At 68.1% G+C, this 20,431-nt stretch carries 21 protein-coding genes and 3 tRNA genes; 8 read left to right on the top strand and 16 right to left on the bottom strand.

Annotated features, from left to right (window positions below; translation table 11 throughout):
- Positions 1 to 61: 61 nt before the first annotated feature.
- Both secE and ITI46_RS06785 read right to left on the bottom strand, forming a co-directional pair.
- Positions 62 to 343 (bottom strand): preprotein translocase subunit SecE, encoded by a 282-nt coding sequence (gene secE, locus ITI46_RS06790; protein WP_209238480.1) that lies wholly within the window; start codon positions 341 to 343, stop codon positions 62 to 64.
- Between the two features lie 112 nt (positions 344 to 455).
- Positions 456 to 528, bottom strand: a tRNA-Trp gene (locus ITI46_RS06785).
- A gap of 214 nt (positions 529 to 742) precedes the next feature.
- On the opposite strand from ITI46_RS06785, the gene ITI46_RS06780 reads away from it, so the two are divergent.
- Together ITI46_RS06780 and ITI46_RS06775 are read left to right on the top strand one after the other, a co-directional pair.
- Complete coding sequence (locus ITI46_RS06780; protein WP_209238479.1) at positions 743 to 1,981, top strand: pyridoxal phosphate-dependent aminotransferase; 1,239 nt, start codon at positions 743 to 745, stop codon at positions 1,979 to 1,981.
- 165 nt (positions 1,982 to 2,146) lie between these two features.
- Positions 2,147 to 3,184 (top strand): adenosine deaminase, encoded by a 1,038-nt coding sequence (locus ITI46_RS06775; RefSeq protein ID WP_209238478.1) that lies wholly within the window; start codon positions 2,147 to 2,149, stop codon positions 3,182 to 3,184.
- 69 nt (positions 3,185 to 3,253) lie between these two features.
- Here ITI46_RS06775 and ITI46_RS06770 read toward each other — a convergent pair whose 3' ends face one another.
- From ITI46_RS06770 to ITI46_RS06745, 6 genes are all read right to left on the bottom strand, one after another.
- Positions 3,254 to 4,276, bottom strand: a complete 1,023-nt coding sequence (locus ITI46_RS06770; protein ID WP_247745583.1) for a UDP-N-acetylmuramate dehydrogenase — start codon at positions 4,274 to 4,276, stop codon at positions 3,254 to 3,256.
- Positions 4,277 to 4,431: 155 nt separating this feature from the next.
- Complete coding sequence (locus ITI46_RS06765) at positions 4,432 to 4,866, bottom strand: MaoC family dehydratase (RefSeq protein ID WP_209238494.1); 435 nt, start codon at positions 4,864 to 4,866, stop codon at positions 4,432 to 4,434.
- Positions 4,867 to 4,871: 5 nt separating this feature from the next.
- Entirely contained in the window at positions 4,872 to 5,351 is a 480-nt protein-coding gene (locus tag ITI46_RS06760) for a MaoC family dehydratase N-terminal domain-containing protein (RefSeq protein ID WP_209238476.1), read from the bottom strand.
- A 220-nt stretch (positions 5,352 to 5,571) separates the two neighbouring features.
- Positions 5,572 to 5,736, bottom strand: coding sequence for a 50S ribosomal protein L33 (gene rpmG, locus ITI46_RS06755; protein WP_019354206.1), 165 nt, complete (start codon positions 5,734 to 5,736; stop codon positions 5,572 to 5,574).
- A gap of 90 nt (positions 5,737 to 5,826) precedes the next feature.
- Positions 5,827 to 5,899: transfer RNA gene (locus tag ITI46_RS06750), tRNA-Met, on the bottom strand.
- 40 nt (positions 5,900 to 5,939) lie between these two features.
- Positions 5,940 to 6,012 (bottom strand) — tRNA-Thr (locus tag ITI46_RS06745).
- Between the two features lie 271 nt (positions 6,013 to 6,283).
- Here ITI46_RS06745 and ITI46_RS06740 point away from each other — a divergent pair.
- On the top strand, positions 6,284 to 7,603 hold the full coding sequence (locus ITI46_RS06740) for an amidohydrolase family protein (protein ID WP_209238475.1): 1,320 nt from the start codon (positions 6,284 to 6,286) through the stop codon (positions 7,601 to 7,603).
- A 96-nt stretch (positions 7,604 to 7,699) separates the two neighbouring features.
- Positions 7,700 to 8,380 carry an NAD(P)H-binding protein gene (locus ITI46_RS06735; RefSeq protein WP_209238474.1) on the top strand — a complete coding sequence of 227 codons (681 nt, stop codon included), beginning with the start codon at positions 7,700 to 7,702 and terminating at the stop codon, positions 8,378 to 8,380.
- A gap of 133 nt (positions 8,381 to 8,513) precedes the next feature.
- Here the strand turns inward: ITI46_RS06735 and ITI46_RS35415 are convergent, their stop codons facing one another.
- Positions 8,514 to 8,639, bottom strand: coding sequence for a hypothetical protein (locus ITI46_RS35415; RefSeq protein WP_280634728.1), 126 nt, complete (start codon positions 8,637 to 8,639; stop codon positions 8,514 to 8,516).
- Positions 8,640 to 8,928: 289 nt separating this feature from the next.
- Between ITI46_RS35415 and ITI46_RS06730 the strand changes: the two genes are divergently transcribed.
- Together ITI46_RS06730 and ITI46_RS06725 are read left to right on the top strand one after the other, a co-directional pair.
- A complete protein-coding gene (locus ITI46_RS06730; protein WP_209238473.1) occupies positions 8,929 to 10,617 on the top strand; it encodes a protein kinase domain-containing protein in 1,689 nt (562 codons plus the stop codon).
- 845 nt (positions 10,618 to 11,462) lie between these two features.
- Positions 11,463 to 13,370 carry a pentapeptide repeat-containing protein gene (locus tag ITI46_RS06725; RefSeq protein WP_247745572.1) on the top strand — a complete coding sequence of 636 codons (1,908 nt, stop codon included), beginning with the start codon at positions 11,463 to 11,465 and terminating at the stop codon, positions 13,368 to 13,370.
- A 43-nt stretch (positions 13,371 to 13,413) separates the two neighbouring features.
- Here ITI46_RS06725 and ITI46_RS06720 read toward each other — a convergent pair whose 3' ends face one another.
- Complete coding sequence (locus ITI46_RS06720; RefSeq protein WP_209238472.1) at positions 13,414 to 13,674, bottom strand: hypothetical protein; 261 nt, start codon at positions 13,672 to 13,674, stop codon at positions 13,414 to 13,416.
- A 172-nt stretch (positions 13,675 to 13,846) separates the two neighbouring features.
- Positions 13,847 to 14,071, bottom strand: coding sequence for a hypothetical protein (locus tag ITI46_RS06715; RefSeq protein WP_209238471.1), 225 nt, complete (start codon positions 14,069 to 14,071; stop codon positions 13,847 to 13,849).
- 820 nt (positions 14,072 to 14,891) lie between these two features.
- Here ITI46_RS06715 and ITI46_RS06710 point away from each other — a divergent pair.
- On the top strand, positions 14,892 to 15,653 hold the full coding sequence (locus tag ITI46_RS06710) for a GntR family transcriptional regulator (protein ID WP_209238470.1): 762 nt from the start codon (positions 14,892 to 14,894) through the stop codon (positions 15,651 to 15,653).
- Between the two features lie 100 nt (positions 15,654 to 15,753).
- Here the strand turns inward: ITI46_RS06710 and ITI46_RS06705 are convergent, their stop codons facing one another.
- Positions 15,754 to 16,299: a hypothetical protein gene (locus ITI46_RS06705; protein WP_209238469.1), complete on the bottom strand. Its 546-nt coding sequence runs from the start codon at positions 16,297 to 16,299 to the stop codon at positions 15,754 to 15,756.
- A gap of 309 nt (positions 16,300 to 16,608) precedes the next feature.
- Between ITI46_RS06705 and ITI46_RS06700 the strand changes: the two genes are divergently transcribed.
- Positions 16,609 to 16,902 (top strand): hypothetical protein, encoded by a 294-nt coding sequence (locus ITI46_RS06700; protein WP_209238468.1) that lies wholly within the window; start codon positions 16,609 to 16,611, stop codon positions 16,900 to 16,902.
- A gap of 366 nt (positions 16,903 to 17,268) precedes the next feature.
- Here the strand turns inward: ITI46_RS06700 and ITI46_RS35725 are convergent, their stop codons facing one another.
- From ITI46_RS35725 to ITI46_RS06685, 4 genes are all read right to left on the bottom strand, one after another.
- Positions 17,269 to 17,739, bottom strand: coding sequence for a cytidine/deoxycytidylate deaminase family protein (locus ITI46_RS35725; protein WP_307808080.1), 471 nt, complete (start codon positions 17,737 to 17,739; stop codon positions 17,269 to 17,271).
- Positions 17,736 to 18,419, bottom strand: a complete 684-nt coding sequence (locus ITI46_RS35720; RefSeq protein WP_307808079.1) for a RibD family protein — start codon at positions 18,417 to 18,419, stop codon at positions 17,736 to 17,738. Before ITI46_RS35720 ends, ITI46_RS35725 begins: the two co-directional genes overlap by 4 nt.
- Positions 18,420 to 18,467: 48 nt before the next feature.
- Entirely contained in the window at positions 18,468 to 19,892 is a 1,425-nt protein-coding gene (locus ITI46_RS06690) for a helix-turn-helix domain-containing protein (RefSeq protein WP_209238467.1), read from the bottom strand.
- Between the two features lie 164 nt (positions 19,893 to 20,056).
- The gene (locus tag ITI46_RS06685) at positions 20,057 to 20,416 is read right to left on the bottom strand and encodes a GntR family transcriptional regulator (protein WP_209238466.1); all 360 of its coding nucleotides are present in this window, start codon (positions 20,414 to 20,416) and stop codon (positions 20,057 to 20,059) included.
- Positions 20,417 to 20,431 lie beyond the last annotated feature (15 nt).

Here is a 20,431-nt window from a genome sequence, read left to right as displayed (position 1 = left end):
CTTCCTGGCTTCAAGGGGTCGAACATGCGGAAAGCCCCGCGGAGGGGGCTCTGCGCGGAGGTCAGCCGAAGACGTGTTTCATGACTTCGGTCAGCCCATAGTCAATCACGAACACCAAAGCGATGATGATGATGACGAAGACGATCACCACGCTCGTGTACGTGGAGAGCTGCTGCCGCGTCGGCCAGACGACCTTCCGGAGCTCCGCGATGATCTGGCGGTAGAAAAGGGCGAGCCGGGCCATCGGCCCCTTCTTCGCCCGCTTTCCGCCCTTTCGGGGCCTCTTGCCTTCGGACGACCCTCCGGGCTCGGGGACCTCGGTGGTATCCGTGATCTCCGTCACTCGTCCTCACCTGATCCGGGTCGTGGCCCTGCGGCGTCCGGCCCGGCCGCACGGCGGTGCAATTCAGTGCATTCTACGTACGCAAGCACACACCTTGGCGACGTGTGTGTAGCAGGGCCGGAGGGACTCGAACCCCCAACCGCTGGTTTTGGAGACCAGTGCTCTTCCAATTGAGCTACGACCCTTTGTGTCCGCCTCAACCTACCGCATCCACGCCGTTGCATGGAGTGCGCACCAAGAGTGCGCTATCAGTGACGGTTGAAGGCCAACGACGTGAAAGTGTACGTGCTCCGCGGCCGGGCGTCGAACAGGATCAGCCCCGCCCGCCGCAGCCGAGTGTGATCCGGTCGCCGCCAAACCCCGGTGCCCTGGTACTGCCGGGTCTGGGAACATGCCTGTATGACCGCAGCGACTCCCTCTGCACAGTCCCCGTCCGAGCGACGTCTGTCGGCCCGTATCAGCGCGATCTCCGAGTCCGCGACGCTGGCCGTGGACGCCAAGGCAAAGGCGCTGAAGGCCGCCGGGCGCCCCGTGATCGGGTTCGGCGCCGGCGAGCCCGACTTCCCGACGCCCGGCTACATCGTCGAGGCGGCCGTGAAGGCAGCGCACGACCCCAAGAACCACCGCTACTCCCCCGCCGGCGGACTCCCCGAACTCAAGTCCGCGCTGGCCGACAAGACGCTCCGCGACTCCGGCTACGAGATCGACGCTTCCCAGGTGCTCGTCACCAACGGCGGCAAGCAGGCGATCTACGAGGCGTTCGCCGCGCTGCTCGACCCGGGCGACGAGGTCATCGTGCCCGCGCCCTACTGGACCACCTACCCCGAGTCCATCCGGCTCGCGGGCGGCGTCCCGGTGGACGTCGTGGCGGACGAGACGACCGGATACCGGGTCTCGGTCGAGCAGTTGGAGGCCGCGCGCACCGAGAAGACCAAGGTGCTGCTGTTCGTCTCGCCCTCCAACCCGACCGGCGCCGTCTACCCGCGTGAGCAGGTCGAGGAGATCGGCCGCTGGGCGCTGGAGCACGGGCTGTGGGTGCTCACCGACGAGATCTACGAGCACCTGGTCTACGGCGACGCGCAGTTCACCTCGCTGCCGGCCGTCGTGCCCGAGCTGCGCGACAAGTGCGTGGTCGTCAACGGCGTGGCCAAGACGTACGCCATGACGGGGTGGCGCGTGGGGTGGCTGATCGGCCCGCAGGACGTCATCAAGGGCGCGACGAACCTCCAGTCGCACGCCACGTCCAACGTGAGCAACGTCTCGCAGGCCGCCGCGCTGGCCGCCGTATCCGGCGATCTGGACGCCGTGGCGGCGATGCGCGAGGCATTCGACCGGCGCCGCCGCACGATCGTGCGGATGCTGAACGAGATCGACGGCGTGCTCTGCCCGGAGCCCGAGGGCGCGTTCTACGCCTACCCGTCGGTCAAGGCACTGCTGGGCAAGGAGATCCGCGGCAAGCGGCCCGCGACCACCGTCGAGCTGGCCGCGCTGATCCTGGAGGAGGTCGAGGTCGCCGTCGTACCGGGCGAGGCCTTCGGCACCCCCGGCTATCTGCGGCTGTCGTACGCGCTGGGCGACGAGGACCTGGTCGAGGGCGTCTCGCGGATCCAGAAGCTGCTGGCCGAGGCACGCGACTGACGCGACCGCTCCTGCGCGGTCCTTCCGCGAGGCTTCCGCGCAGCGACGAAGCGGGCCCGGGCTCACTGCCCGGGCCCGCTCGCGTTTTCGGAGTGTCCCCTTGATGAGAACCGGTTGAGGGGAACCGGCTACCTTCCCGGCCGGGAGATACGGCAGGATCTGGGGATGTTGCACTCTTCCGGAGAGCGGGATCTGCGTACGCTGCCGAAAGCCCATCTGCATCTGCACTTCACCGGGTCGATGCGCCCCTCCACGCTGCTGGAGCTGGCCGACAAGTACGGCGTGCACCTGCCGGACGCGCTCAGCGGGGGCGAGCCCCCGAAGCTGCGGGCCACCGACGAGCGGGGCTGGTTCCGGTTCCAGCGGCTGTACGACATCGCGCGGTCCTGTCTGCGGGAACCGGAGGACATCCAGCGACTGGTGCGGGAAGCCGCGCAGGAGGACGTACGGGACGGTTCGCGCTGGCTGGAGATCCAGGTCGACCCCACCTCGTACGCACCGCGGCTCGGCGGACTCACACCGGCGCTGGAGATCATCCTGGACGCCGTGGAGGCGGCCTCCCGCGAAACCGGGCTCGGCATCCGCGTACTGGTGGCTGCGAACCGGATGAAGCACCCGCTGGACGCCCGCACGCTGGCCCGGCTGGCGGTGCGCTACCGGGACCGGGGCATCGTCGGTTTCGGGCTCTCCAACGACGAACGGCGCGGCTTCGCCCGCGACTTCGACCGGGCCTTCACCATCGCCAGGGAGGGCGGGCTGCTGGCGGCGCCGCACGGCGGCGAGCTGTCGGGGCCGAGCAGCGTACGGGACTGCCTGGACGATCTGCGCGCCACCCGGGTCGGCCATGGGGTGCGCGCCGCAGAGGACCCCTGGCTGCTGGCGCGGCTGGCCGAACGGCAGGTGACCTGCGAGGTCTGCCCCGCCTCCAATGTGGCGCTGGGCGTCTACGACAAGGCGGAGGACGTGCCGGTGAGGGCGCTGTGGGACGCCGGTGTGCCGATGGCGCTCGGCGCCGACGACCCGCTGCTGTTCGGCTCCAGGCTGGCGGCGCAGTACGAACTGGTGCGCCGCGAGCACGGTTTCTCCGACGCGGAGCTGGCGGAGCTGGCCCGGCAGTCGGTGCGGGGCGCCTCGATGCCGCGCGACGTACGCGACGAGGTGCTGGCCGACATCGACGCCTGGCTGGACACCGAGCCGGGCTGACGCGCTCCGCGACGGTCCGTCGCCCGCGGTCGCCCTACAGCGCGCGGTCGCGCTACAGCCTGCGTCGCCCTACAGCGTGCAGCCCACCATCACCGGCTCGTTGGTGAGGGTGACGCCGAAGGCGGCCCGCACGCCCTCGCGCACTTCGCGGGCGAGCGCGAGCAGGTCGGCCGTGGTCGCCGAGCCGCGGTTGGTGAGCGCCAGGGTGTGCTTGGTGGAGATGCGGGCCGGGCCCTGGCCGTACCCCTTGGTGAAGCCGGCCTTGTCGATGAGCCAGGCTGCCGAGGTCTTGGTCCGTCCCTCCCCCGCGGGGAAGGCCGGGGGCGCCACCTCGGGCCCGAGCCGCTCGGTGACCCGGTCCACGAAGGCGGCGAACTCGGCGTCGTCCAGGATCGGGTTGGTGAAGAAGGACCCGGCCGACCAGGTGTCGTGGTCGGCCGGATCGAGCACCATGCCCTTTCCGGCGCGCAGCCGCAGCACGGCCTCCCGCGCGGTGGCGGCCGGCACCCGGTCGCCCGCCTCGACTCCGAGGACGCGCGCGGTCTCCGGATACTTGATCGGCGCGGAGAGCCCTTCCGCGTCCTCCAGCTCGAAGCGCACCCGCAGCACGACATGGCGCGCGGGGTCGGCCTTGAAGCGGCTGTGCCGGTAGGAGAAGCCGCACTCGGCGTTGGTGAGGGTGACCGTCTCGCGGGTCTGCCGGTCGTAGGCGACGACCTCGGTGAGCGTGCTGGAGACCTCCTGGCCGTACGCGCCCACGTTCTGGATCGGCGTGGCGCCGGCGGAGCCCGGGATTCCGGCCAGGCACTCGATGCCCGCCAGCCCTGCCTCGACGGTACGGGCCACGGCGTCGGACCAGTTCTCGCCCGCCGCCAGCTCCAGGCTGGTGCCGGAGAGCGAGAAACCGCTGGTCGCGATGTGCAGGACCGTTCCCTCGAAGCCCTCGTCGGCGATGACGAGATTGCTGCCGCCCGCGATGATCAGCAGCGGGGTGCCGCTGTCGTCGGCCTCGCGGACCGCCTCGATCACCTCGTCGTCGGTGGTCGCCGTGACCAGCCGCTGCGCCGGCCCGCCGAGACGCAGCGTCGTCATCGGGGCGAGCGAGACCAGAGGGACACCGGAGTCAACATAGAGTTCCTGCACGCGCTCCAGAGTACGGGTGAGCGCCCGCCGCTCTGCCGCAGGCCGGGCGGAAGGCAGGGCCTGGAGGGCTCAAGGGGCCGAGAGCGCGAGGGGAGCCGAGCGGGTCAGGCCAGCTCGACCACTGCGCGGGACATGCCCAGCACCTTGGTGCCCGCGCTGGTGACCGTCAGATCCACCTGGACCGTACGGGCCTCGTCGTCCAGCTTCTTGGCGACCTTCGCCGCCACCTCGATGGCCGCGCCCTTGTCGTCGTCCGGGACCACGACCGGCTTGGTGAAGCGCACGCCGTACTGCAGCAGCGCGCCCGGGTCGCCCGTCCAGTCGGTGATCACCCGGACGGCCTCGGCCATGGTGAACATGCCGTGCGCGATGACGTCGGGCAGCCCGACGTCCTTGGCGAACCGCTCATTCCAGTGAATGGGGTTGAAGTCCCCGGAGGCCCCGGCGTACCGCACCAGCCGGGCACGGTCCACGGGGAAGGTGCGGGAGGGCAGCTCCGTGCCCACCTCGACGTCGGCGTAGGCGACCCGCGCTGTCATCTCCGTCACTTCCCCTCTACCGCTTCGGCCGCTTCGGCCGCTTCTACGGCACGCGCCACCAGCTTGGTGTGCACGGTGACCACCGGCGCCCCGGCCGCGTCCTGGACATCACCGCGGACGTCGAGCACCTCGTTGCCCGCCAGCGACTTGATGGACTCGATCGTGGAGGTGACCGAGAGCACGTCACCGGCCCGGACGGGGCGGTGGTAGGCGAACCGCTGGTCGCCGTGGACCACCCGGTCGTAATCCAGCCCCAGCTTCGGGTCCCGCACCACGGCGGACGCCTCCTGGAAGGTGACGGAGAAGACGAAGGTGGGCGGTGCGATCACGTCCGGGTGGCCGAGCGCCTTGGCCGCCTCGACGTCGGTGTAGGCGGGGTTGTCGTCGCCGATGGCCTCCGCGAACTCGCGGATCTTCTCCCTGCCGACCTCGTACGGCCTGCTGGGCGGGTACGTCCGTCCGACGAAGGACTGATCGAGTGCCATCGGCGGCGCCTCCTGCGGCAGTGTGGCGGTTTCACGACGAGTGTTCACGGCGGGTGTTCACGGCGGGTGTTCACGGCGCGAACGGCTGCTTCGCGGATACCCGTTTCTTCGCGGCGGATACGCGCCGCGAATGCGGCTTCGCGGGCGCCCGGAACCGGGAGCCGGACACAGCACGAGGCCGACCCCGACTGGCGGGGACGGCCTCAGAGCATGAGAGGAATCAGCGCGTCTCGCGGTGCACGGTGTGCCGGTTGTCGCGGGGGCAGAACTTCTTCATCTCAAGCCGGTCCGGGTTGTTACGCCGGTTCTTCTTCGTGATGTAGTTCCGCTCCTTGCACTCCACGCAGGCCAGCGTGATCTTCGGGCGGACGTCTGTGGCAGCCACGTGAGTGCTCCTTGACGAACGGACGGGTTTTAACGCAGAAAGAGTAGCCGATCGGAGGACCGACCCCACAACCGGCTACTGTCGGTGAAGTAGCGGTGACCGGACTTGAACCGGTGACACAGCGATTATGAGCCGCTTGCTCTACCGACTGAGCTACACCGCCACGATGCGGCGACCTCCCGACGGAAGATCTCTCACATCAGAGCCCCAAAACGGAATCGAACCGTTGACCTTCTCCTTACCATGGAGACGCTCTGCCGACTGAGCTATTGGGGCGAGCGGTGAAGACATTACACGTCCCGCCGCCAAACGTGAAATCGGTATTCGCGCCGCCGACGCTCCCCGATCCCGCCCCGGATCATGCCCCGGGACGCCCCCGCGCATGCCCGGTATCACCCGGGATCCCGCCGGTCACGTCCACACCACGGGTACCGCGCAACGGCCGCCTCAACCGGCTCCGGCACCACACCAGTACGACTATTCGCCTCCTCCCGGCCGCCGGTCACCGGGCGTCCTACGCTCGTCCCAGATGCGATGTGGGAGCCAGATGACCGACAGCGAGCCGCAGGAACCGGGAAAGGCGGAGCGGGATTTCCGCGACGCCGGCGCCCGGCATTCCGCCCGCCCGGCGCGCTCCCTCGTGCTGTGCGGCGCACGGCTCGCGGACGGCCGCACCGTCGACGTACGGCTCGTCGGCGAACGCATCGAAGCCGTCGGCACGGCCGGCAGCCTCGGCACCGGGCAGGACAGCGCCACCCGTATCGACCTGTCGGGCTATCTGCTGCTCCCCGCACCCGCCGAACCCCACGCGCACTACGACACCGCGCTGACAGCCGAACCCCCGGCCCGGCCAGAACCCGGGCGGCACAGCAGCAGCGCCGGCCCCGGTGACCCCGCAGCGGAGGACGTGCAGCGGCGTACGACGGAGGCGGCGCTCCTCCAGCTCAGTCAGGGCGCCACCGCGCTGCGTACGCATGTGCACATCGGCGACGTCGCAGGGCTGCGCTCCCTGGCCGCTGTGCTCCAGGCCCGCAGGGCGCTGCGCGGTCTGGTGGACCTGAGCGCCGTCGCCGTGCCCCGGCTGCTGACCGGCGCTGCGGGCGCCGAGGGGCTGTCGATGCTGCGGGACGCGGTGAAGATGGGCGCGGCGGCGGTCGGCGGCTGCCCCGATCTCGACCCCGATCCTGGCGGCTATGTGGAAGCGGTGCTGGAGGTCGCCGCCGAGCACGGCTGCCCGGTCGATCTGCACACCGACGGAAGCGACCCTGCGCGCCTGGCCCGGCTCGCCGCCGCGGTGGGCGGGCTGCGGCCCGGCGTCACGATCGGCCCGTGCGGCGGCCTCGCCCGGCTGCCGCACCAGGTCGCACAGCGCGCCGCTGGGCAACTGGCCGCGGCCGGGGTCACCGTGGTGTGCCTGCCGCAGGGCAACTGCGGTGTCCTGGAGCGCCCCACCCCCACCGTTCCTTCCCGGACGGCGCCCGTACGGGTGCTGGCGGCGGCCGGGGTCGCGGTGGCCGCGGGCAGCGGCGCGCTGCGGGACGCCGCCAACCAGGTTGGCCGGGGCGACCCGCTGGAGGCCGCCTATCTGCTGGCCTCGCACGGTGAAGCCCGCCCCTACAGCGCCTATGAGGCCGTCAGCTCCCGGGCACGTGCCGCCATGGGGCTGCCCGAAGTGCGGGTGGAGGCAGGCTTCCCCGCCGAGCTGCTCGCGGTCCGCGGCACCGAACTGGCCGGCGCGCTCTCGCTCGCCTACAGCCGGATCGTCGTCCACCGGGGGCGCGTGGTGGCGCGCACCAGCGCCGTACGCGAGTACTGCGACCTGGTCGGAGTACGCGAGTTGGGGCTGCCGCGCCAGTCGCAGGGGTGACCGGACTCGCCGGCGCGCGGCCCCTGGCGGAAGGGTGCTCCCCTCCCGGCGGGCCGGGTGCGCCGCTGACCGGCGCGGTGGGCGTACGGTCGAGGGATGCGCACAGTTATCGCTGGTGGACACGGTCAGATCGCGCTGCGGCTGGAGCGGTTGCTCGCCGGGCGCGGGGACAGGGCGGCGGGCATCGTGCGCCGCCCTGAGCAGGCGAGCGACCTCCTGGCGGCGGGCGCCGAACCCGTCGTATGCGACCTGGAGACGGCGGGCGTCGAGGAGGTCGCGCGGCATCTGGAGGGCGCCGACGCGGCCGTCTTCGCGGCCGGGGCCGGGCCGGGCAGCGGCAGCGCACGCAAGGAGACGGTGGACCACAAGGCTGCCGTCCTGTTCGCCGACGCCGCCCAAGCGGCGGGCGTACGGCGCTATCTGATGGTCTCCGCCATGCGCGCCGACGCCTCCCTGCAGGGCACGCCCGAGGGCATGGACCCCGTCTTCGCGGACTATCTGCGCGCCAAGGGCGCCGCGGACGACGACCTGCGGGCCCGCGACGGTCTCGACTGGACGGTGCTGCGCCCCGGCCGGCTGACCGACGACCCCGGCACGGGCCGCGTCCACCTCGCACCCGAAACCGGCCGCGCCGAGGTGACGAGGGACGACGTGGCAGCGGTCCTGATGGCGCTGCTGGACGAGCCGCGTACGTCCGGACTGACGCTGGAGCTGGTGGGCGGGAACATGCCGATCCCCGAGGCGATCGACGAGGTCGCCGGGGTGACGGGGGCCTGATGCTCCGTCGCGGGCACCGGCTCGCCGGGGCTTCCGCCTGCCGGGCGGGGTGAGCGGCACGGGCCGCCCCTGGAACAAGGGGCCGCTCCGGGGGCGGTGTCCGTGCCGCTCGTCGGACTGCTGTCGCCAGTCCTCAAAGATCGCGACGGAACAGCTCCACTATCACCGCCCACAGGGCGCGAGCGCCCAGGGAAACAGCGACTCGCTTCGCCATCTCACGCGCGACCTCCGCCCGCATGGACGACTTTTTGTCGGCCATCTGCATCTCCTCCTCCCTTTCCCGGCCTTCCCAAGGCATGGCGCCCCGGGGAAGCCGGCCCCCAGAGGAGAGGGAGACCGGTCCAACGTAGCGGCATGGGCGCCTACTTGTAAGAGCCGCTACTGGTGCGGCAGCGGCCGAAGGCATGGACGTGCCTCTCGGGCGGCAGGGGCTTGGGAACTCGCCGGCCGGGCCCCGAAAGAGCGCCTGATTCGTGCTGTGCGGGCGCGCGAAGCGCGTGAGACTGTGTCAATTGTCAAAGGGGGCAGGCGCAGAGGGGGAAGCGGCTGTGACAGAAGCGTTCGGGATGGGCGTGTTCGCTCTGAGTGGTGAACTTCGCCGACTCGGTCCGTACCGGCTGCTCGCCCAACTGGCCACCGGCGGCATGGGCGTCGTCTACCTCGGACGGGATCCGGCCTCCGGCCGCATCGTCGCCGTCAAGACGCTGATGGCTCCGGGCGGCGTGAGCACGGAGGCCCGTAGGCGTTTCGGCCGCGAGGTCCGGCTCGCCCGCCGGGTCAGGAGCACGCACACCGCCCGGGTTCTCGACGCCGACACCGAGGCCGAGCTGCCCTGGATGGCCATGGAGTACATACCGGCGCCCTCGCTGGAGGCGCTCGTCGTACAGCAGGGGCCGCTGGAAGCCGAGGACGCGGTGCGCTGGATCGCCCCGGGGATACTGCGGGCGCTCGCCGAGCTGCACAGCAAGGGGATCGTGCACCGGGATGTGAAGCCGCTCAACATCCTGCTGACCGCAGACCGGCCGAAGGTCATCGACTTCGGCATCTCCCATGCCAGCGACCTCACCAGCACCAGGCTCACCCTCGGGACCATCGCCTTCACCTCGCCCGAGCAGGCCGACGGGCAGCCCAGCAGCGCCGCCTCCGACATCTACGCATTCGGCGTGACCCTCTATTACCTGGCCTGCGGACGATTGCCGTACCCGGAGACCCAGGAACCGCTGCAGCAGCTCAACTATGTGCGGCGCGGCGCCACCAGTCTGAGCGGGCTGCCCGAAGGGCTCACCGGTCTGATCGGTGACTGTCTCGCAGTGCGGCCCGAGGACCGGCCGACCGCCGAGCAGCTCATCCGGCGCTTCGTCGGGGGCGGGGCCCGGGTACTGCCCAGCGGCTGGACGTCGTTGATCAACCAGTACGCCGAAGAGGGCAGCCGTCTCCAGCGCGCCGCCGACCAGGCCGAGGCCGAGACAGTCACCCGCAGCTGGACGTCGGGCGCTCCGGGGCGCACCAGACGCATGACGCAGGAGCCGCCGGCCGGCAACGGCAACGGGCAGGGGCGCAGGAGCGGGAGTGGGAGCGGGAGCAACCAGTCTCCGCGCCCCGGGCGCGGAAGTCCGGGAAGCGCCCCCGCCGACCCGGCCACCCGACGGGCCGGCCAGATCGCGACCGGTGTCGCAGTCGCGATCGGGGCGGTGATCCTTGCGGCAGTGATGGCGCGGAGCAGCGACACACCACCCGACTCCGGCTCCGCGTCCTCCCCGCAGCCGACCTATTCCAGCAGCCGGCTCCTGCCGGACAACGAGGCCGAGCACCCGACCGGCCCGCCGTCCTACGACACCGGCCCCACGCGTACGGAGCCCACCGAGGAGGCGGCCGAGACCGAGGACGCATCCGACCCGACGGACACGGACGACGGTGCCGCCACCGACCGGGCACCCGCCCCGAACCCACCGCGGACCTACTACGGCGCCATAGCCGTGGGGCGCGACGGCAGCAACGGTGAGTCCTGGGACTACGGCTCGCGCAGCGCCGCCGAACGGGGAGCGATGAGCAGGTGTTCAGGCCCCGGCTGCAAGATCCTCGTCTCCTTCCACGACGGCTGTGGCGCGGTCGCCTACAACCCGAACACCAACCGCTACGTGGGCGCGCTCGGCACCACGCGGGCCGGAGCGGAGCAGGCCGCGCTCTCCCGCGCGGGCGGCGGGCGGCCGGTCGCCTGGGCGTGCACCCGACGCTGAGCCGGTCGTATGTGTGACCAGGGCCCTGCGCGGTCCGGAGCACACCAAAGAGCCCGTGACCAACGTTTCCGCTGGTCACGGGCCCTTTCAAGGCTGTGGCGGCGCTAGGATTCGAACCTAGGAAGGCTGAGCCGGCAGATTTACAGACCCCTGACCCGGAAGACGGGAACAAGGCGCTGACTAGTGCCTTTGCCCTTCCTCATTCGGCCGCTGTGCCGCTGGGTCCACGCCTGGTCCACACGCCTCGATGGTGGGCTCGCCTGGACCACGCCGGGCTACAACGCAAGGCTCTCTCTCCTCTAGCGCCGTGGGAGGCGAGAAGCATGCCTCAACTTCTCCCTGCAGCCTCAGTGATCGTCGCCCTCTGTCACCCCGGAGCTGGAACTCATGCTGACCCACGGGGGTGGCGGCGCGGCGGGTAGCGGTTTGGTGTTCATTTTTTACTGGGTCCCGTGCTGCCGTATCGAGCCTGGCAGGCTTGTGGCCAGTGGTGGGTGACTGGTCGGGGAAGTTCCGTCGGACGCAGGGCATCGGCCCTTTGGTGGGCTGCGTAGTAGCTGACGCAGGACGGGGAGGAACGGGGCTGGACGCTCATAGTCGTGGGGCCGAAAGGTTACCGATACGGACGGCTGCGGAGGCGGCCAGGCTGTCGCTGGCCTGGGGACGCCACCAGGGCGCGCAGTCCGGACCACCTACCAGTCCCGAACCCCCAACACTGCGGGGGAAACAGTCATGGGCCGCTACACCGCCAGTAATCCCATCCGTGAGGTCAGGCCCTGACCAGCGAGGGGCCAGCACGCACCCCGTTCGCCCTTTGACGCCAGAGATCATGGAGCCGCCACGCGATGAGCACATCCGCACAGCCCATGCCCGGGGCGCCGTCCTGGCCGCACTGCGCCCACGGCGCAGACCCTGCTACCGACCCGGTCGGCTGCCCCGGCGTTCACGTCCCCGGGCATACCGCATGCCTCGCCCACCTGGCAGACGCCGACCGCGACGCCTACCTGGCCGACCTGAGCCCAGGCGCCAACGTCGACCACCGCGGCACCACCTTCACCGAATCCCTTCTAAATGCTCTTCTCGACGCCGTCCGCGACCCTGCCACAGGGCACCCCCGGCTCGGCGAAGCCTACTTCGACTCGGCAACGTTCCTCGGTAAAGCCTGGTTTGGCTCCACGACCTTCGAACGGGGTGCGTGCTTCCCCTCAGCGACCTTCGCGGGCACCGCCTGGTTCGAATCGACGACCTTCCACGGCGGTGCCTGGTTCTCCTCAGCGACCTTCGCAGGCACCGCCTGGTTCGACTCGACGGCCTTCCATAGCAATGTCTGGTTCAGATCGACAGCCTTCCAGGACGCTGCTTGGTTCAGGGCAGCAGCCTTCCGGTGCCTCGCCGAGTTCGAATCGTCAACCTTCGAAGCATCCATTTCGTTCAACGAGGCAAACTTCCAACAGGTCGCCGGTTTCGGATCGGTGGTCTTCCAGGGCACTTCTAGTTTCCAGTCGACAATCTTCCAAGGGCACGCCTGGTTCAAGTCAGCAACCTTCCGGCAGCTCGCCTGGTTCGAGTCGGCTACCTTCCAGAGCGTCCCCGGATTCGAGGAGGCAGCCTTCGAGGACACCGCCTGGTTCGAGCAGGCAGTTTTCGAACAGCCGGTCAGTCTCGGGCCGTTCGTGTGCGCAGAGTGGGTGAAGTTGTCCGGGGCAGTGTTCAACGGCCCGGCGACCCTCTCATTCGCCACTCGCCACCTTGAATGCCAGCGGACCCTTTGGTCGTCAACGGCCGAGTTGCGCTTGCGATACGCAATGGTGGACTTCGCCCACGCCGTCTTCGAGTACCCCCTGACGATCATCGGGGAGGCCGTCCCTTTCGTACTCCACGGCGAACAACTGGCAGAGCAGGCTCTTGCTGACGTGCCCGACGCCACCGTGCGGATCACGTCGCTGCGGGGGGTGGACGCAGCTCATCTTGTCCTCGCCGACATCGACCTGTCGAGGTGTCTGTTTACCGGCACCGTGCACCTTGACCAACTACGGCTGGAAGGCGCGTGCTCCTTCAGCACCGTCCCGCCCGGTACAACCTGGCGACGCTGGCACCCGATACGGTTCACCCAGCGTCGCGTCCTCGCCGAAGAACACCACTGGCGCGCGAACCAGCCATCAGCAGTCCAGGGATGGAACGCGGCGGTATTCAACACCGACCACGTCGGGCCAACGCAACTGGCGCCGGTGTACCGGGCGCTGCGCAAGTCGTTCGAGGACGGCAAAAACGAGCCGGGTGCAGCAGATTTCTACTACGGCGAGATGGAGATGCGCCGCCACGACCACACCGGCACTACCCGCGCGGAACGCGGACTATTGCACGGCTACTGGGCGCTGTCGGGCTATGGCTTGCGCGCCTCCCGTGCTCTGGGGTGGCTCGCTGTCGCCATGCTAGTCACCATCATGCTGCTGATGGGCTTCGGACTCCCTCAGGACTCCCCAAAGCAGCAAGCGACTGGCACCGTGCCGCCCGGCGGAGGCAGGGTCACCTTCGAGATAGAAAAGGACGACCCCCGCAACCCCACCGGGGACAGATTCACCGGCAAGCGCTTCGAGAAAGCCGTGAACGTCACGCTCAACTCAGTGGTGTTCCGATCCAGCGGACAGGATCTCACCACCGCCGGCACCTACATCGAGATGACCTCCCGCCTCTTGGAACCCGCCCTGCTCGCCCTTGCTGTTCTCGCCGTCCGCGGACGCATCAAGCGCTGAGCAATGCTGAATGCGTGGTCCTGAATTGGTCTTCTGCCAGCCGTCAGCCGAACGCATCCGCACGAAGGTGCGGATCGTCGCCATCCTGGCTGCCCCGCTCTTTGTCGTCGCACGAGCTTGCAACGTCCTCATAGGCCGCCAGGCGGTCACCCCTGCTGTCAGCAACGCGGAGAACGTCATTCAGTGCCCGGTTGGAGGCTTCGAGCGCCTGGCGGAGCGCGTCCGCGTCTGTCGCGCTGTTGCCGAGCACTGCCTGTCCATGCCTGCGGGCCGCATCAGCGTCGTCCAGTTGCTCCTCTTCCACCGCGTCGGCGAGCAGGGTAAAGACGCTGGCCCCGCTTTCCGGGCTGAGGAAGCAGGGAGTGCCCTTCTCAGACGCCCATGGCAGGAGGCGAAGCCCTGAGCGGGGCGGGGTCGTGCTCTCTCGGTCGTAGGTCAACGTGCTCGCCCCCCGACGTGGAATCTCGTGGTTGCGGTCAGCATGGTCCGTCCCATCCTTTGGCCGTCCGGAGAACGGTGAGCGTGGTCCTGGGAGTGATGATCAAGGTCTCGCCGCTGGTGAACGTGACCCGTTTGCAGCCGCCAGAGAGGTGGACAAGGTCCAGCACACTCAGGGCTCGACCGCCTATCTGGATCTCGTCGCCGAGGAGGACCGAAGCCGCGTCGACCTCGATGGCGACCTGCTTCTCACTTCGCGCCATGCTTGGGCCTCTCGTCGGGAGTCGGCCTCTCGGCGCCGGCACGGTGACACGGGCAGTCGCAGGGTTCGTAGAAGACGCCCGCCGCCACCTTCGACCGTTGCGCGTGGTCGGCGTGGCGGCATTTCTGGTGTTGCCCGACGTGACAGACAGGGGATCGGTAGCTCATGCCTGGCCACCGCCCGGATATGCCGTGCCGGAGCGAGCCCAGATGAGGAGCGCTCGACGAGGTGTGTAGTTCTGCCGCGTACATGCTTCGTGCGCCAGGAAGTACGGGCGAACGAGCGCGCTGGGCTGCTCTTCCGTGAACGTTGGTGGCCTGTAGAGCCTTGGGGAGGCATCGAGGTGCCCACTGGCCACTGGAGGCGGAACCGGCCGGTGGCGCCCGGTGGCAGGGAAGAGCCAGCGGGCTGTTCGCTCCAGGGCTCGAACGAGGTATCGGGTCATGACATGCGGCTCCCTACGCCAGAGGCCCGGTTCCCGGTGGAGTGGCAGCGGGTTCGTCCGGAGGCGCGCCTGTGAGGACGGCGGCCCACGCCACGGAGCCCTGAGCACTGACTTCCATCCCAAAGCGATCACCTCTGCCCAGCGCAGCTAAGAGCGCGTTCCACGTCTTCGCCGGCATGGCTTCGGGGATGACCACCTCGATACGGATGGAACCGGTTTGGCGTTTGATGTGTGGGGTGAGCCCAGCCACGGTGATCGCTGAAGCGATCGAGTGGGCCACGGCCTCTGGTTGGGGCATGGTGATCCTCTGCCAGCTAGGGCTCACGTTGAGTGAAGCTAGATATCTAGATTAAAGCTGGTGAGCTAGATTTTCCACATGCCTGAGCAGCCGCCCTATCTCCACATCGCTGACCTGCTCCGGCGCCGCATCTCGGACGGCGAGTGGTCGCCGGGTCAGCGGCTGCCGTCTCGGGCGCGTCTCGCTGCTGACTACGGCGTCGGCGACGCTGTTGTTCGTCGCGCTCAAGAACTGCCGATCTCTCAGGGCCTCTTGGAAGGCCGTGCTGGCTCGGGCACCTATGTCGCCGAACCGCGTGAGCGCTTGCGCATGGTCCGCTCGCTCCGACGCGCACGGCGGGACGGCTCACCCTTCCGGGCGGACATGGCCGACCTCGGGAAGACAGGAACCTGGGAGGCCCAGAGCGAGGCCAAGGTGCCGGCGCCACCCGGCATCGCCGCCCGTCTCCGATTGACTGAGGGTGACCTCTGCGTCCGTACGGATTACGAGTTCCTGGCTGAGGGCAAGCCGGTACAGCTCTCGACCAGCTGGGAACCGCTGAGCATCACGGGTGGCACGATCATCGTGCTCCCGGAAGGCGGCCCACATGCGGGCCGTGGCGTGGTGGAGCGCATGGCCTTGATCGGCGTCGAAGTGAGCCGCGCCGTCGAGCAGCCGGAACCCGGCGAAGCGTCAGCCCGGGAAGCGCAGATGCTCGGCATTCCGCGCGGAGCTCTCGTCACGCGCATTGAACGGACGTACTACTCCGAGGACGGGCGGCCGGTTGAGACTGCCGACATCGTCGTACCGGCCGCACGCGCGGAGATTGTCTACGAGTTGGAGATAAGCCCCGGAGACTGAGGGGGGCTTGAGGGGAAAGCGTGGCAGCCAACACCCTGTCCGAGATGTGGCGCTGGGCGGCACTCCCCTTCCCAGCCGTGCCAGAAGTGCAACCGGAGTGCTAAACAAGATCCATGTTTAGGATCTGTGATGCGAGCGCCCCCAATTTCGTAATCGCCTGGCTTGCTACTTCTCGGACTTGCTTGTATTCCTCCTCTTCCTCTCGCCCCCATGAATATCCACATATTGCCGAGTGGAGGCACTCGAATTCATCGTTTAGGGCGTCAATGACTGGACCAGCTTGAATTGCCAACTCTATTGGCCCAGCCAACAGAAGGTCAGTGGACTGAACTTTCAGCTCTTTTATTTGATCACTCAAGTCGTCAGTTTCACTGAATTTCTCGACCCATACTTCCGGAGCGGCCCCATCCAGTTGAAGGCGGATCAATCCGAGCCTTGCGAGGTCGACATTCCGCTCAAACCTTGAAACTTCCATGAGGAAGCCGCGATAAGCCTCTCGGCGTTCCGCACGAATTGTCTTCTTGTGCTCAGTCTTGCCTTGCTCGCGCACCTGATGTCGAGCCGCCACATATGCCGACACAGCTGCACCTAGAGTCCCAACCATACCGACGCATGCTCCGAGTACTGCCGCCGTTCCCTGGTCCATGCGAGGAATCATGCCCGAGCCCGTGCCATTCCAAAAACCCGAGATCATTGTCACAGTGAGAGCCGTCGTTAGCTCCAAGCCAGATGGTCAATGAACTGACACTGGACCACACCGAGACCAGCGCGGACAAACTTGCAAAGCGAGTTGCTTGGACTCGGTTCCTCTTCTCGCCCGACGCACGTATACACGACGGCCGCCACCTGCGTGAGTCCACACGATCCTCACCCGATGAGATCAAGCGATCGCTCGTCGGAATGCCCCAGCATCCGGTGTAATGGGGCACGGCCTACTTACAATGGAGGACGCGCAATGGCCATGTCTCACGCGGAGATCTTGGTACCGGCGGGAAGCGCCGGTGGTTCGTCGACGCAATGGCAACTCAATTGCCCGGCCTGCGGCAACGAGGAGGTGGAACAAGCTGACGTAGGTAGTGACCATGAGGCGGTGACCGTGCAGCCTGACCGAGACTCCTACGAGAGCCCGTTGGGGACCCGTGGCGGGTACGTGCGCGTCGACCTCACGTGCAGCAATGGACATGGCTTCGCCTTCATCATGGGCAACCACAAGGGGGCGGAGTTCGTCGGCGTCGTTCCTCGCGTCTGAGTTGAGACCTCGTTCTGAGGCGTTCGTTGTCCTAGCCTTTGTCCAGCGCACTGACAGACGCCACCGTTCATCGGCGTTACGCGGCCCCATCTGACCTGCGGCGTGAACCTTCACGGACGCCCCGTATGGACATACGGACAGTTGGACTGCAGGCCGTCGGACGATTCGAAGGCGGTCTTCCCGAATTCGAGGAGTTGTTCGATGCCAGCAGACATTTGTGCCGGTATCTGGACTCTGCTGATACTCCAGTTGCACTTCGCTATTGCGCCTGGTCAGAGGCTGCTTTCTGCAGCCTATCGAGCTGACGCCTCGTCATATGACGCCCGCAAGCCCCCGGCGACCTCACCGCACCCACTAGCCACACGCTCACCCAGCGATGCCGGGCAGGTGCGCGTTCACCTCACGAGCTGCTGGGGACAGGTGAGGCAGCTCGGGGACCGATACCCCCGAGCCACGCAGAATCTCGACTCCGTCCACGTCGGTCACGAACAGGTCTGGCTCGCGCCAGGCGATGACGACCCGGGGAATGCCAGCAGCCAGAATCAGCTCGGTGCACGTCTGCGGCCGGGAACGTCGTTTTGCGCAGGGCTCCAAAGTGCTGTAGATCGTCGCGGAGCCGAGACGAGGATCCTCGTCCGCCAGCTTTGCCAGAGCCGACTCCTCCGCGTGGACATGCGGGCCCGTCTCCCGCGAGTAGCCGTTCGCGATCTCGTTGCCGTCCGCGTCCACGATGACCGCGCCGACGGAGAACGCCGTCTGGCTCGGCGGACAGAGGCGGGACAGCTCGATGGCCCGCCTCATCCAATATTCGTCGGATTCGGACGGCTCGGCACTCATGCGCGGCTCTCCTGTTTGGGCAGGTAGCGCATGAACACCACGTCGCCAATCGGTCGGGCCTCGGCGAGTGTCATGCGCCGAGTGGAGGCCCAGGGGTAGTCGGCGGGGTGAAGGAAGCGGGGAGCGTCGGCCTGGCCGACGACGAGCGGGGCAACGGCGAGGTGGATTTCGTCAACGAGGTCTTGGGAGAGGAACGCGGTGTGGATCTGGCCGCCGCCCTCGACCATGAGGCGCTCGATGCCGCGCTCGCCGAGGTCGTCCAGGAGGGCGCCGAAGTCCAGTTCTTCGCCAGTGGAGACGACGTCGGCGAGGCCCTTCAAGCGCTCCCGCAGCTTGTCCTCGGCGGCGTCCGTTGTGTACGCGACCTTCTCTCCGCCGTGGTGCCAGAACTTCAGCTCACGCTCCAGGTCGCCGGTCTTCGTCACCGTGACCTTGAGCGGGTACGCGGGCTTGCCGGCTGCTTCGCGCGCCGCGCGTCGCTCCTCGCTGTTCACCAGCAGCCGCGGGTTGTCGGCCCGCATCGTTCCGGCCCCGATCAGGATGGCGTCGGAATCGGCGCGAACCTGGTCGACGCGGTCGAAGTCGTCAGCGTTGCTCAGCAGGAGGCGGGAAGGGCTGGTGTCGTCGATGTAGCCGTCTATCGAGGTCGCGACGCTGAGCGTGACGTACGGGCGGGGCACTGGGCATCTCCTTGGTGGCTGAGCGGACTGAGGCAGACGATACGAGGCTCACGCTTGCTTGAGCACTGCGTCCCTCATGGCGTCCTTGAACTCGTTCACGGTGATGACGCTATGCCACTTGCCGAGGTCTTCATCGAGGCGGGCCAGCTCTCGCGTGATGCGGCCGGAGCCGGTTTCCACGCCGATGCGGAGGGCCTGCATGCCTGTGCGTCCAGCCTCCTCGGCTTCACCCGCTCCCGCTAGAGCGACAGCCTGGCGGGCCAGGTAGACGCCCCGGTCGCGGTGGAAGCCGGCCGGAAGGTTGGTGATGGCGCGGCCGAAGCTCTCGGCGGCCGCCTGGTGGTCGCCGAGGACGTTGAGGCTCTGAGCCCGGTGCACCTCGATGTATGCGGCGTCGAGCCAGACCCCCCACGGGGAAGCTGGGTCGGGATCCATGGACTCACGCAGTTCGTGGGCGTGGTCGTAGGCGCGCTTGCAGGCGTCCGCGTCGCCCTGGAGCGCGTACCCATGGGCGCCGTAGGTCGCGGCCACGGCGGCGAGACGGCTGCCAGGCTCCGCGCGATCTTCGGCGGCTTCCGCCACGTCCAGGGCCTCGATGGGGTCGCGCATGTCGCCGGCGAGCTGGCTGCGGCGCGCGAGGATGAAGGTGGTGAGCTCAGCGTCCCCGGTCAGGTGAGAGAGCTCCAGTGCTTCGCGCGTCCAGTGCTGGGCTGCGCGGAAGTTGCCCGCATCCTGGTGGAACCAGCCGGCCAGCTCGGCGTACTGCGTGTGGAGCTGGAGGAGCTGCCGTCGGTCCTCGCCCCGAAGCTCTCGCCGCAGCGACCTCATGGCTGCCATCTGCCGCTCAACGATCGGGATGCTCTGGTACGGCCCGAACATGTTGTCGTTGTCGATCAGCACGCGACGTGTGGCCTGTAGGTGCTCGATCGGGTTCATGGCGGGCAACGTCCCAGGTGTCGGCGAATTGGCGGCAGCCGGAGCATCCGAGAGTGCGGCGGCTGCCGCCGCAGTGCCGAGGGTGCCGAGCAGCGCTCGGCGCGATATCGACACGAAGATGATCCTTCCGTCGTCGGTGCGGGCAGGGACGGAAATCCCCTCCGACGACGTTGCCTCACCCGCTGAGCTGTCCTCCAGAAGGACAGAGGTGTTGGACACATCAGGGCCCTGATAGGACACATGGTCACGGGGTTGGTCACGTGTCTCACAGCTTGATGAAGCTGCGGCTTGAATACGCCTGTACTTGCGAATCAGTGCGCCCTCGGCGCGAAGTTCGTGGTCGTAGGCCGTCACCAGGTCGGCCGAGGCGGCTTGGTCCCCGCGCTCCACTCGGGCCATGTAGCTGGGGCTGTAGTTGATCCGGGCGCTCAGTTTGCCGAGCGAGCGGCCTCGATGGTTGCGCCACTCGCGCATCTCCGCGCCCAACTCGTGCTGAGGCCCTGCCTCCGGCGTCAGCGCTTTGGGCTTCTGTCCCACAGCGACTCCCCCTTGTGTCCTTCGTGGCAGCTCCATCGAGGCCACATGGACAGTCTTTTGACGGCCCGCCAGCAGCCGTACAACAGATGCACAAGCAGCACACAGCCTATCGACGCTGAGTGCTCACCGCAGCGACAAGGACGGGAGGAGAGGAGGTGAGGATGCTACGAGTCGGCGCGGTCGGCCTGTTGCTCTTCGAGGGCCTGGAGCCGCTTGGACAACTCCGAGACCTGAGCCTTGAGTTCGGCGAACTGTTCAGCAGTGACCGGCGAAGCAGTGGGGCTGTACGGCGACTCGGGGTCATAGGCGAAGCTCCCGCGCCCCGTGGTGAAGATCCACCCTTCACTGCGAAGGAGGCTGAGGGACTTCTGAACCGTCACCGGAACGAAGCCGGACTCCTCGGCCAGCTTCCGCACGGAAGGCAGTTTTTCCCCGGGCGCGATCGCACCGCTCTTGATCCGTTCCCGCAGGTCATCGGCTAGTTGCTCGAAGGGTGCTCTGGGGTCGTTCTCAGCTCTCGTCACACTCCGAGCCTACCC

The organism is Streptomyces oryzae (assembly GCF_017676365.1).
Classification (GTDB): domain Bacteria; phylum Actinomycetota; class Actinomycetes; order Streptomycetales; family Streptomycetaceae; genus Streptomyces; species Streptomyces oryzae.
The sequence above is the reverse complement of the archived record's forward strand: the minus strand, read 5'-3'. Positions and strand labels throughout refer to the sequence as shown.

Coding starts and splice junctions, on each gene's coding strand:
- ITI46_RS06780 (WP_209238479.1), top strand. CDS start 743: ATGACCGCAGCGACTCCCTCTGCACAGTCCCCGTCCGAGCGACGTCTG.
- ITI46_RS06775 (WP_209238478.1), top strand. CDS start 2,147: ATGTTGCACTCTTCCGGAGAGCGGGATCTGCGTACGCTGCCGAAAGCC.
- ITI46_RS06770 (WP_247745583.1), bottom strand. CDS start 4,276: ATGACGACGCTGCGTCTCGGCGGGCCGGCGCAGCGGCTGGTCACGGCG.
- ITI46_RS06765 (WP_209238494.1), bottom strand. CDS start 4,866: ATGACAGCGCGGGTCGCCTACGCCGACGTCGAGGTGGGCACGGAGCTG.
- ITI46_RS06760 (WP_209238476.1), bottom strand. CDS start 5,351: ATGGCACTCGATCAGTCCTTCGTCGGACGGACGTACCCGCCCAGCAGG.
- ITI46_RS06740 (WP_209238475.1), top strand. CDS start 6,284: ATGACCGACAGCGAGCCGCAGGAACCGGGAAAGGCGGAGCGGGATTTC.
- ITI46_RS06735 (WP_209238474.1), top strand. CDS start 7,700: ATGCGCACAGTTATCGCTGGTGGACACGGTCAGATCGCGCTGCGGCTG.
- ITI46_RS35415 (WP_280634728.1), bottom strand. CDS start 8,639: ATGGCCGACAAAAAGTCGTCCATGCGGGCGGAGGTCGCGCGTGAGATG.
- ITI46_RS06725 (WP_247745572.1), top strand. CDS start 11,463: ATGAGCACATCCGCACAGCCCATGCCCGGGGCGCCGTCCTGGCCGCAC.
- ITI46_RS06715 (WP_209238471.1), bottom strand. CDS start 14,071: ATGGCGCGAAGTGAGAAGCAGGTCGCCATCGAGGTCGACGCGGCTTCG.
- ITI46_RS06710 (WP_209238470.1), top strand. CDS start 14,892: ATGCCTGAGCAGCCGCCCTATCTCCACATCGCTGACCTGCTCCGGCGC.
- ITI46_RS06705 (WP_209238469.1), bottom strand. CDS start 16,299: ATGGACCAGGGAACGGCGGCAGTACTCGGAGCATGCGTCGGTATGGTT.
- ITI46_RS06700 (WP_209238468.1), top strand. CDS start 16,609: ATGGCCATGTCTCACGCGGAGATCTTGGTACCGGCGGGAAGCGCCGGT.
- ITI46_RS35725 (WP_307808080.1), bottom strand. CDS start 17,739: ATGAGTGCCGAGCCGTCCGAATCCGACGAATATTGGATGAGGCGGGCC.